This is a genomic window from Mycobacterium kyorinense (assembly GCF_001672775.1).
In the GTDB taxonomy this organism is placed as follows: Bacteria; Actinomycetota; Actinomycetes; order Mycobacteriales; family Mycobacteriaceae; genus Mycobacterium; species Mycobacterium kyorinense_A.
Genome location: NZ_LZKJ01000144.1, coordinates 77,380 through 87,784 on the forward strand (window position 1 = coordinate 77,380; position 10,405 = coordinate 87,784).

Here is a 10,405-nt window from a genome sequence, read left to right on the forward strand (position 1 = left end):
ATCTAACTCACCGCGATCAGCTGCGTAACGCGGACACGGTCTTCACCAGCAGGTCGGCAGCCGTCTGCGGTGTCAGCGACGGATGCGGCGACCCCGGGTCGGTCACCACCGCGGCGAATGCATAGTAGTCGCCCAGATACGCGGCGAACGTCGTTGTCCCCGAGCTGATTTCATTACCGCCTTCGACCGATGTGGTGGTTTCGCTCGCCATGCCCAGGGTCGCGGCGCCATCGACGTCAGGCGCCGCGATGAGATGGACACGAGCGACGGCGCGCCGGTTGGCCATGGTCCAATGCGGGCAGTCAGCCACCAACGCGGGATCCAGATGCGTCGGTGCCGCGGTGACCACCGCGTAGATGATGCCGCCGGCGCCGGAACCCGACACGCCCTGCGCGGATTGAAAGTGACCGTCGACCGGGTCTGCCAGCGCGCCACAGCGCGCCGGATCGGCGGTCCACTTTGCGGCCAGGCCCCAGATCGCCGGCGGGGCGGCGATATCCGAAACGCCGCGCACTTCGTAGCCGGACGGCAGCTCCCGGCCCACCCGTTTGATGTTGGCGGGATTGATCGGGTGAGTCGACGTGCTCGCCGACGGCGCCGGCCCGGGGCCCGGCGAGTGGCCGCAGGCCGCGGTCAACACGGCCGCCGCCGCAGCGATCCACACCCGCCGCATGCGACGTTGATACCAGAGCTGAAGAGATATGGTTCGGCCATGTGCACCCGTGTCTTGTGGAACACCAACGAGCTCGCCGTCTTGACCGGACGCAGTATGGACTGGCCGGAATCAACCCAGCCGCTGATCGTGGCGTTCCCCCGCGGACGGCAGCGCGATGGCGGCGCGCTGGCCGGCACCACGATCGTCGACGAGAACGCGCTGCACTGGACCAGCCGCTACGGCAGTGTGGTCACCACGGTCTATGGCATCGGCAGTATCGACGGCGTCAACGAGCGTGGGCTCGGTGCTCACGGGCTGTATCTGAAGTCCACCAGCTTCGGCGAGCGGGATGCGTCCCGACCGGGGCTACAGACCGGTTTGTGGGTGCAGTATCTGCTCGACCAGGCCGCCACCGTCGCCGAGGCGCTGAGCTTGATGGACGGTGTTCAACTGGTTATGGTCGGCGCCCACGGCCGCGACGCCACCATCCATCTCGCCATCGAGGACGCCTCGGGCGACTCGGCGATCATCGAATTCGCCGACGGTAAGCAGGTCGTGCACCACGGCCGCCAGTACACGTTGATGACCAACGACCCAAGCTACGACGAGCAGCTGGCGCTCTTGGAACAGCAGGACTTTTCCCATCCGAGTCGGGATATGCCGCTGCCCGGCAACGTCAACCCGGTCGACCGATTCCAACGTGCCGCGTACTACTCGGCGCTGTTACCCGAACCGCAAGACCAGCGCCAGGCAGTGGCGTCCGTGATGGCGATCATGCGGAACGTCTCCGTGCCCTTCGGCGCGCCCTATGGCGAGTTCGGCATCTACAACACCGAATACCGGACCGTCACCGACCACACCCACCGGACGTATGTTTTCGAACTGTCGACCAGCCCCAACACCATCTGGGTGGAACTGGACGGACTGGACTTGACCGACGGGGCCGAGCCGCAGGCGATCGATCCCTACGATCACTCGCTGATCGGCAATGTCACCGCACAGTTCACTGCGCACCAGATACCGTTTTGAGTTCTCAGCCGACCGCCCGGATCACTTGGCGGGCAACACGTTTGAGGTGGCTGATCATGTCGCATTCAAGCGGCAGGTCGCTCGGGTCGGGCACGTCGATGACGGTAGTGACGACGCCGACGTCGTCGCGTTCCCAGAAGGCGCCGTAGCGGTCGATGATGGTCCGCATCGGCACGTTGTCGGCAAGCACCCGGGCGGTGAATTTCTCGACACCGTCGACGTACGCCGCGACCGATAGTGCCGCGATCAGGAACGTGCCGATGCCGCGACCCTGGTAAGCGTCCGCCACGGTGAAGGCGATCTCCGCGACGGCGGGATTGCCGTCGTTACGGACGAAGCGGGCGTCGGCGACGGGATAGCCGTCGGCGTCGGTGATCACCCACACGAAGTGGTCGACGTAGTCGACCTCGGCCAGGTAGTCCATCAACCCCCGGCTGGGAAGCCGAGGCGACATGAACCTCCGATACAGCGTCTCGCTGGAGAACCGGACATGTCCCTGCATGGTCCGCTCGCTGTCGCCGGGCAGCACGGGGCGAAGCAGAAGTTCGGTGCCGTCGGGGACCTGAATTCGCAGCGGCGTGATGAATGCGGCCAGCCGTTGGCGCACGGTGCGGACCAGCCGCTCCATGACACCGGGAATGTGCACCATTCGGACAAACGCATCGTTGTCGCCGATCCACCCGGTCAGCGGTTCGAGTGCGGTCACGGTGGCCGTACGGGGGATGTCACGCAGCAGGGCGATTTCTCCGACAATCATGCCGGCGGAGACCTCCTCGACGGTCGTGACGCCGTCGTCGCCGACATGCTTGACCTCGACGGCACCCGTGGAGATCAGCAGGAACGAGACCGCCTGCTCACCTTGCTGCATGAGCACCTGGTTGGCGGCGGCGTGCAGGGGCTGCAGGCTGGCGGCCAACGGCATCAAGTCCTCGACCGGGCAGCCGGCAAAGACCTCCATGGCCGCGAGTTCGTCGGCGCGCAACGCCGTCGCCTCGGTGGCCATGAACTTCTCGCCCCCTGTCCGGTGCGCCAGTTCGCACACCCCTGGTCGCGGCGCAATTGTTGCCCAGGTTATGGCGCGAGTTCGGGCCGCGGCAAGGACCGATAACCTTTAACGGTGCTGGACGAAAAGCTGCACGACATCTACGACGAAGTGCTACGCCGTGACGCGGGCGAGACGGAATTCCACCAGGCCGTCTACGAGATCCTCAGCAGCCTGGGGCCGGTGGTGGCAAAGCACCCGCAGTACGCCGACGCTGCCGTCATCCGGCGGATGTGCGAGCCGGAACGGCAGATCATCTTCCGCGTTCCCTGGGCCGACGACGCCGGCGTCGTGCAGATCAACCGCGGCTTTCGGGTCGAGTTCAACTCCGCGCTCGGCCCCTACAAGGGCGGCCTGCGCTTCCATCCGTCGGTCTACCTGGGCATCATCAAGTTCCTCGGATTCGAGCAGACCTTCAAAAACGCGCTGACCGGCATGCCGATCGGCGGCGGTAAGGGCGGGTCGGACTTCGACCCCAAGGGCCGCTCGGACGCCGAGATCATGCGCTTCTGTCAGTCGTTCATGACCGAGCTCTACCGTCACATCGGCGAATACACCGACGTCCCGGCCGGGGACATCGGCGTCGGCGGCCGGGAACTCGGTTACTTGTTCGGGCAGTACAAGCGCATCACCAACCGCTACGAATCCGGCACCTTTACCGGTAAAGGGGTGACCTGGGGCGGTTCGCAGGTGCGCACCGAGGCCACCGGTTATGGCACCGCATTCTTCATCGACGAGGTGCTCAAAGCGGCCAATCAATCCTTCGACGGCAAGCAAGTCGTGGTGTCGGGGTCGGGCAACGTCGCAATCTATGGCATCGAGAAGATCCATCAACTCGGCGGCAACGTGATCGCCTGCGGGGATTCCTCCGGGTACATCGTCGACCACAAGGGCATCGACCTCGAGTTGCTCAAAGACGTCAAGGAAGTACGCCGGGAGCGCATCAGCGCCTACGCCGAGTCCCGCGGCGGCGAGTCACACTTCGTCGGCGGCGGGTCGGTGTGGGAGGTGCCCTGCGACATTGCCGTGCCTAGCGCCACCCAAAATGAGCTCAACGGCTCGGATGCGGCCCGGCTGATCAAGGGTGGCTGTCGCATCGTCGCCGAGGGCGCCAACATGCCCTGCACTCCCGACGCGGTCAAACTCTTCGCCGAAGCCGGCGTGGTCTTCGCCCCCGGCAAGGCGGCCAATGCCGGCGGCGTGGCCACCAGCGCGCTGGAGATGCAGCAGAACGCGTCGCGCGACTCGTGGACGTTCGAAGACACCGAACAACGCCTGGCCGAGATCATGCGCCGCATCCACGACCGGTGCCTGGCCACCGCGGATGAATACGGCAAGCCCGGCGACTATGTGGCCGGAGCCAACATCGCCGGCTTCACCCAGGTTGCCGACGCCATGCTGGCGCTTGGCCTGATCTGATGGACGTCAGCGACGATCCGCTCACCGCGACCCGCGATCTGCTGACTCGGCCCGCGTCGGAGCGCCATGGCTTCCTCGACGTGTTGGGGGAATCGACAGCCGCCCCGGTGCCCACGTTTGCCCAGCGCGCGATGAACAGCCCCTTCGTCGCGACGGTGTACGAACGACTGTGGCGGCCGGTGTCGTTCTATGTCGCCAGCGGGATCACCACCGGCGCCGAGCAGCGCCGCGCAGCCGCGGCTTTGCAGTTGTCGTCAGCGAAGAGACTGCTCGACGTTGCCTGCGGCCCAGGTAATTTCACCGGCGAGTTGGCGAGGCGACTGCCCGCCGGTGGCCTAGCCGTCGGGTTTGACATCTCCGAACCGATGCTGACCCGCGCGGTGCTCGACAACCACGGGCCGGGCACCTGCTATGTCCGCGGCGATGCCCGCACGTTGCCGTTCGCTGACGAAACGTTCGACGCCGTCTGTTGTTTCGGTGCGCTGTATCTGATGCCCGAACCGTTTCGAGTCGCCGAGGAAATGCTGCGGGTGCTGCGGCCGGGCGGACGCGTGGCGATCCTCACCAGTTATGCGGGGCAAACCGCACCGCTCCGACATGCGTTGGACGCCGGGGCCAGCGTGATCGGGGTGCGCATGTTCGGCCGCGACGAGTTCGTCGACATTTTCACGACGGCCGGGTTGGTCGACGTCGAGCAGCAGGCGCAGCGGGCGTTGCAGTTCGTGACGGCTGGTAAACCGCTGTAGTCGGGGATGATGATGCGGTGATCTATGACTGTCGTCACTGCCCGCGTAGTCGCCCCTTTCATTGACGGCCGTCATTGACGACCGTCAGCGACGGGTATACGGTCCTCGTATGCCGTCGCTGCGCGCCAACCCGGCAGCAGGTTCGTCTGGTGGCGCAAGGGAAGCCCGACGGCTCGAAACCCGGGCCCGTCTCTTCGATGCCGCACTGGCCGAAATCGGTCGCTCGGGCTTGGCCGCCGCCGACGTCACTGCCATCGCAAACGCTGTCGGAGTGGTGCGCGGAACGTTCTACTTCCACTTCCCGACCAAGGAACACGTCCTGGTCGAACTGGAACGAAACGAACAGGCCCAGATCGTCGTCGAACTACGCGACGCGCTGAACGACGACGACGACTTGATGTCCATACTTCTGCAGTTGGTGCGTCACGTCCTGGCAGCAGAACGCCGCTTGGGGCCCGTCGTCTTCCGCGACATGCTGGGCTTGCACTTCTCCTCGACCCGGCCCGTGGAAGACGAAGTAGCAGAACACCCGTTGGCGCAGTTTGTGATCGGGACTATCACCGCAGCGCAACAAGCGGGGCGGGTTCACTCGGATGCGCACGCAGATGAACTTGGAGTGTTTTTCCTGGCCGGGCTATTCGCGCTACTTGCAACCGGCGTACAGGACTCTGCGACTGCGGATGCGGTGCTGAGCCGTTACGTGACAACGATGGTCAAAGGAATGGAGACGCGATGACCACCACAGGTATCGAGGGCTACCGGGACTTCCTGCGCAGGCGCGACGGAGAAGCTGACCTGCTCAATAGACGCTTGGAAAACCGCGAGCAGTTCTTCAGGCACCTTGAAACCCATCCAGTGCGTTCAGGCCATCCCGCTGACCGAGCGATTTTCCTGCGAAACCTGCGCCGCCGAAAACCCGAACCAGGCTTGGACCGCAAGATGCTGTTCCTGTTGGCCACCGCCAAACTGAACCAAGCTGAGCGGTTCGGCGTGGGGCTTGGCGAAACCTATGGAATGAACAGCGACGAGGAGCTGCCGCCCGAGCGGGTGTACCTCGAACTCGAAGAGCATTACCACACCCGGCTTCTCGCGTACGTGTTAGACGTTTTCGACCTGACGTTCCAAGTGGTGCCGCCGCCGTTCGTGATGCGCCAATTCGTCAAGACTGGCGTCTTTCTCCCTGAGCGACTTGGGATCTTGTTCGTCGGCGCGGCGGAGATGGCCGGCTGCGTGATGTTCGACGAACTGCGCCGCGCCGGGATCGAATTGTTCGCCGACGAGCCGGATGTCTGCGAACGCGTCGAGCGCCTCTACAGCGAAATCCTCATCGACGAGGTAGGACACGTCGGCTACTGCGCCTCACGGTGCACTACCGCTGAACGAGCGATCATGCGTCGGATCTATCCACTGATCGGACGCCTGGTTGCACACCAGACCGCTGAAATCAGTCTTCTCGTCGATCCCGCCACGCTCCGCGCGCGCCTCGACCGCCCGTTTAACATCGACGAACTCACCGCCGGACTGGACAACGAAACGTACCTCGTCGCCCATCCCTGACCCGTCGCGCGTCTCACTCATACGCAAGCTGTAGGCGTTCGAGACGTCGCACCAGGAGACTTGGGAGCCACGTGCCGACGTCGGCGGCGGCGATGTTCGAGGTCTGCTCGAGGAGTTGGCCTACCACGATCCTCGCCTCCAGCCGGGCGAGCGCCGCACCAACGCAGAAGTGGATTCCCTTGCCGAAACTGATGTGACCCTTGCCCGCAGGCCGGTCAAGTCGAAACTGTCCGGGATCGTCGAAGTGTGACGGGTCTCGATTAGCTGCTCCCCACAGCAGGAGCAGCCGCGAGTCCGCGGGTAGTTCGACGCCGCACAGTTCGGTGTCGTTGACGACGTGTCGATAGTGGCCCCGGAAGGGTGGGTCGTAGCGCAGTACTTCTTCGAGGAACGCCCCGAGCTGTTCGGGTTGGTCGCGCACCTGCCTCTGGATGTCTGGCTGTGTCGCGAGAACCCATGCCGCAGAACCGATGAGAGAGGCAGTGGATTCGCCGCCTGCACTGAAGAGGATGATCATCATGGCCACAGCTGCCAAGTCGTCTAGTTCGCCGGCGGCGCAGGCGTTCGCGAGGTCGCCCAGCAGATTGTCGTGTGGATCGGCTGCCGCCTGCTGGAACTGTTCGGTGATGTAACCGCTGAGTTCCAACACGGCGATTCCTGCGGTGTTCATCTGTTCTTGGGAAACCAGTCCTTCGACGACTTGGGTCGCGGAGTAGCCCCATTGGATGAGCTTGTCGACGTCAGCGGCGGGGACCCCGATGATTCTGCCAACGATCATCATCGGTAGCCGGTTTGCCATCGCGCTCATCCATTCGATACATCCATGTCGCGCATGGGTATTCCAGATCTGAGCGGCGGTATCGGCGATGAATGGTTCGAAGGCGCGGATGCGCTTGGCTGCGAGTTGCGGCAGCAGTAACTTTCGATGCACCGAGTGGCCAGGCTCGTCAGCAGTAGCCAGTACCTGGGTGGGTCCCCCGAGTTCCCCGACGTGGAAAGCGGTCACGGCGCTTCCCGGCTGATACATCATCGTCGCGGTCAGGTTGGACGAGAAGTCGTCGCAGCGGGTAACCGCCTCGTTGACGGCGTCCCAACTACTCACGGCGTAAAAGTCCGACTCGCCAATGCGATGGACATGCCCGGTCTCATGCATCTGCTCGTAGAGCCGGTGCGGGTTCTGGATGAATTGGTCGTCAAACAGCGCCAGTCCGAGGTCACCATCCAGCGATGTCATTCCTCCACGCTGAGCGACAACGGCGTCCTGCGTCAATCGGAGTCCACGAAGTTGCAAACCCCGCTGCAGGGTTCGCGCTGGGACTGTCTCATCAGAGCCGAAGCCACCAGTGGAAATCGGTGAGACATAGTGTCAAGGTTGTCTCAGACTTGAGAAGATATGTACTTCACAGTGCACGGAGGTGGGCGGCCATGGCTCGCGATGACTGGGTTGTCGGTGGCGACCGCCGAGCCGCTGCGGCCGATCGCATCTATGCCGCCGCGACCGACCTCGTGGTACGAGAAGGCCTGGATGCTTTCGACATCGACGCCTTGGCGAAACGGGTCCACTGTTCAAGAGCCACCATCTATCGCTACGCGGGGGGTAAAGCCCAGATACGCGACGCAGTGCTGATCCGCCTTTCAGCGCGGATCATCGATAGGGTTCGGCATGCCGTCGACGGGCTGAGTGGTTCGGAGCGGGTCCTCACCGCTGTCAGTGTGGCGCTGCAGCAGATCAGGTCTGACCCGCTGCGGCGCCTGATGTTAACTCCAAACAGTCGCCCGGATTTGGACGAGTTGCATTCGTCGCCGGTGCTCAGTCATCTTGCCGCCGAGCTCACCGGTATCACGGACGACGATCCCCAAGCCGCGCAGTGGATCGTCCGGGTGGTGTTATCGCTGGCCTACTGGCCCCTCGCAAGTCGTCGCGTGGAACAACAGGTGCTGCAGCGTTTCCTGGCTCCCGCATTCACCTCATGAACGAGTCTGGCCCGACTCGAAGACGCGGAGCTGACGGACTAGTAACAACGGATCATCAGGGAGGCGCTAGGGGCCTGGCCATTCATAGCGACTGACGTCATCCCTTAGTTACGCCCATACGCCGCGGTTGTTTAGTGGGCGCCGGATGTCGGCTCATTATCGCGAGAGCATTTCTTCCGTATTCACGTATTTCTTCGGGAATTAATTGCCACGACCGGTGGCTTGGATCTTTCAGCTCTGCGGCAAGTAGCTGTATCCGACCTCTGTCACTGCCGCGGTCGAGCCGTTCAACTTCACGGGACGGATCTTCGACAATGCATGACAACAATGCGGCATCGTCCAAGTGCCGATCACGGTCACGCGAGTCCTCCTTGTAGGCAGCACTTTTGAGGACCAATGCTCCAAGCACATCAGGAATACTAAACGTTAGGTTGTTCTCGCCTTCGCGCTCAATCGTACAGTTCACAGTCTTTCGTAGTGCCGAGGCACCAGCCGGAACTTGAAATACCTTGTGCCCGAGCACTTTTGGTACATAATCTGGCGCGAGATGATCCGCAACCATCACGTCTACGCGATCAGCCTGCCCGCGCGCAAATCGATGTACTGGGTTCCCTTTCCCAAGTGGAAGTTGCATTGCGTAGCCGAGACATTCAAGAGCCTTCCTCGCGTCGGGGAAGGTGATTGCACCGGTCTCGATATGCAGAATCATATCGATGTCCGTCGTCGTTCTCTGAACCGCAAGGCCCGCATGGGCAACATGCAACTGAACCATGAGGCCGCCAATTAGCGTCCATCGATCGCCTGAAATGACCCCAATCAACTCGACTGCTTGCGGCCACGGAGGACCCCAACCGCCCGTCGGCATCGGTATCGACCATTGCGGACGGTCAGGGGCAGTCGCCATGGGTGCTATACCGCCACAGCGGCAATCAGAGTGGCTGCTTCTTGCAATCCCGCGACGCTTTCTCGTGTATTAAGAGAACCTGCCAGATCCAAAAAGACTGCCGCACGGGGAGTGATGCCGTCCTCAAACGCATCCTCGACGCTCACCCCCCGCAAGGTCACGTTTCCTGAAGGATCCTCGACCAGCCCGAACTTTTCTTGCAATGTTTCCAACTCCGACAGCGGTATATAGCCGTCGAGATGTCGCGTCGCCCTAGTCAGCCCCAACAGCCCCAGCTGTGCGTCATTTAAAGCTGAACTACCCGTGGGAACTACGTACGACCCAAGGTCATCCAGCGTGGAGTCCCGACCGCGAAAACGCCTTACCCAGGCGCGATGCGCCGCAAGGTGGTCAAGGTCTTCTACCGTGACCCTCCGAAGTCGATGCATTAATCGCGTTCGCTCCGGCGACGACAACCAACCCGCCTCTTTCCCCGACAAAAGGTTGAGAGCCGCCCAAGCGACCCTCTCCGACCACGGCCTTCCCTGGCGCCTACGACCGCGCGCTAGCCGATGCACTTCCGCTGCATCGAGCACCAAAGTCCTGCCTATGTAACGCGAACCCTGAATCCTGCCTTCAGCAGCCAACCGACGCACTTCACGCGTCGACACACCCAGGATCCCGGATGCGACATGCGAGGTTATGTCAGTCATACATATATGGTCCTTTATCGGATGATATGTGTCAATAACACGACGTCAGACCATGCTAAATCGACCGTACGGACACTGGGGCGGCCTAATCCCCTCGAGAGTGACGGGTGCGCCTTCTCGAGGCGCTCGGGCCGACGCACCTCCGATCTCCAATGAGGGCCTCCGCCGTGTCCTTTAGGAGCAGTTGCGGCGTCGAACCGTTCCAACAAATCCGGACTGTCGCATTGCTCCCAGTGGGGGCTAGTAGAACGTGAGGCACGTTGTTGGGAGGATGTGTGGCGAAGCGTGCAACCCCATTTGTTAAGGACGCAACTCGATTCCACACTGTCACGCTCTGCGGACGATTGCAGTTCCCTAACGGCTTGTATACTGTCGGTTCCGGTCGAA

The 10,405-nt window shown here is 62.7% G+C and carries 11 protein-coding genes; 6 read left to right on the forward strand and 5 right to left on the reverse strand.

All coding sequences use genetic code 11. The features are described 5' to 3' along the window. Positions 1-16: 16 nt before the first annotated feature. The gene (locus A5707_RS16045) at positions 17-673 is read right to left on the reverse strand and encodes a DUF5642 family protein (protein WP_065015436.1); all 657 of its coding nucleotides are present in this window, start codon (positions 671-673) and stop codon (positions 17-19) included. Between the two features lie 39 nt (positions 674-712). On the opposite strand from A5707_RS16045, the gene A5707_RS16050 reads away from it, so the two are divergent. Further along, a complete protein-coding gene (locus A5707_RS16050; RefSeq protein ID WP_065015437.1) occupies positions 713-1,684 on the forward strand; it encodes a linear amide C-N hydrolase in 972 nt (323 codons plus the stop codon). 4 nt (positions 1,685-1,688) lie between these two features. Here A5707_RS16050 and A5707_RS16055 read toward each other — a convergent pair whose 3' ends face one another. After that, positions 1,689-2,687: a GNAT family N-acetyltransferase gene (locus A5707_RS16055; protein WP_065015438.1), complete on the reverse strand. Its 999-nt coding sequence runs from the start codon at positions 2,685-2,687 to the stop codon at positions 1,689-1,691. A gap of 114 nt (positions 2,688-2,801) precedes the next feature. Between A5707_RS16055 and gdhA the strand changes: the two genes are divergently transcribed. From gdhA to A5707_RS16075, 4 genes are all read left to right on the forward strand, one after another. Continuing rightward, entirely contained in the window at positions 2,802-4,145 is a 1,344-nt protein-coding gene (gene gdhA, locus A5707_RS16060) for an NADP-specific glutamate dehydrogenase (RefSeq protein ID WP_065015439.1), read from the forward strand. After that, entirely contained in the window at positions 4,145-4,891 is a 747-nt protein-coding gene (locus tag A5707_RS16065) for a class I SAM-dependent methyltransferase (protein WP_065015440.1), read from the forward strand. Before gdhA ends, A5707_RS16065 begins: the two co-directional genes overlap by 1 nt. Before the next feature lie 109 nt (positions 4,892-5,000). Then, complete coding sequence (locus A5707_RS16070; protein WP_065015441.1) at positions 5,001-5,627, forward strand: TetR/AcrR family transcriptional regulator; 627 nt, start codon at positions 5,001-5,003, stop codon at positions 5,625-5,627. Beyond that, entirely contained in the window at positions 5,624-6,448 is an 825-nt protein-coding gene (locus tag A5707_RS16075; protein WP_065015442.1) for a hypothetical protein, read from the forward strand. The genes A5707_RS16070 and A5707_RS16075 overlap by 4 nt, the downstream gene beginning before the upstream one ends. 13 nt (positions 6,449-6,461) lie before the next feature. On the opposite strand, the gene A5707_RS16080 is transcribed toward A5707_RS16075, so the two are convergent. Then, positions 6,462-7,682, reverse strand: a complete 1,221-nt coding sequence (locus tag A5707_RS16080; protein ID WP_065015443.1) for a cytochrome P450 — start codon at positions 7,680-7,682, stop codon at positions 6,462-6,464. Between the two features lie 191 nt (positions 7,683-7,873). Here A5707_RS16080 and A5707_RS16085 point away from each other — a divergent pair, with 191 nt between their 5' ends. Beyond that, positions 7,874-8,422 (forward strand): TetR/AcrR family transcriptional regulator, encoded by a 549-nt coding sequence (locus A5707_RS16085; protein ID WP_065015444.1) that lies wholly within the window; start codon positions 7,874-7,876, stop codon positions 8,420-8,422. A gap of 97 nt (positions 8,423-8,519) precedes the next feature. On the opposite strand, the gene A5707_RS23425 is transcribed toward A5707_RS16085, so the two are convergent. Both A5707_RS23425 and A5707_RS23920 read right to left on the reverse strand, forming a co-directional pair. After that, positions 8,520-9,326: a hypothetical protein gene (locus tag A5707_RS23425; RefSeq protein ID WP_232000736.1), complete on the reverse strand. Its 807-nt coding sequence runs from the start codon at positions 9,324-9,326 to the stop codon at positions 8,520-8,522. Positions 9,327-9,331: 5 nt separating this feature from the next. After that, positions 9,332-9,538: a hypothetical protein gene (locus A5707_RS23920; protein WP_156658013.1), complete on the reverse strand. Its 207-nt coding sequence runs from the start codon at positions 9,536-9,538 to the stop codon at positions 9,332-9,334. Positions 9,539-10,405 lie beyond the last annotated feature (867 nt).

Bases quoted from the DNA above. Each gene is read 5' to 3' on its own strand.
- A5707_RS16085 (WP_065015444.1), top strand. From the start codon at position 7,874: ATGGCTCGCGATGACTGGGTTGTCGGTGGCGACCGCCGAGCCGCTGCG.
- A5707_RS16070 (WP_065015441.1), top strand. From the start codon at position 5,001: ATGCCGTCGCTGCGCGCCAACCCGGCAGCAGGTTCGTCTGGTGGCGCA.
- A5707_RS16045 (WP_065015436.1), bottom strand. From the start codon at position 673: ATGCGGCGGGTGTGGATCGCTGCGGCGGCGGCCGTGTTGACCGCGGCC.
- A5707_RS16065 (WP_065015440.1), top strand. From the start codon at position 4,145: ATGGACGTCAGCGACGATCCGCTCACCGCGACCCGCGATCTGCTGACT.
- A5707_RS16080 (WP_065015443.1), bottom strand. From the start codon at position 7,682: ATGACATCGCTGGATGGTGACCTCGGACTGGCGCTGTTTGACGACCAA.
- A5707_RS23425 (WP_232000736.1), bottom strand. From the start codon at position 9,326: ATGGCGACTGCCCCTGACCGTCCGCAATGGTCGATACCGATGCCGACG.
- A5707_RS16055 (WP_065015438.1), bottom strand. From the start codon at position 2,687: ATGGCCACCGAGGCGACGGCGTTGCGCGCCGACGAACTCGCGGCCATG.
- A5707_RS16050 (WP_065015437.1), top strand. From the start codon at position 713: ATGTGCACCCGTGTCTTGTGGAACACCAACGAGCTCGCCGTCTTGACC.
- A5707_RS16075 (WP_065015442.1), top strand. From the start codon at position 5,624: ATGACCACCACAGGTATCGAGGGCTACCGGGACTTCCTGCGCAGGCGC.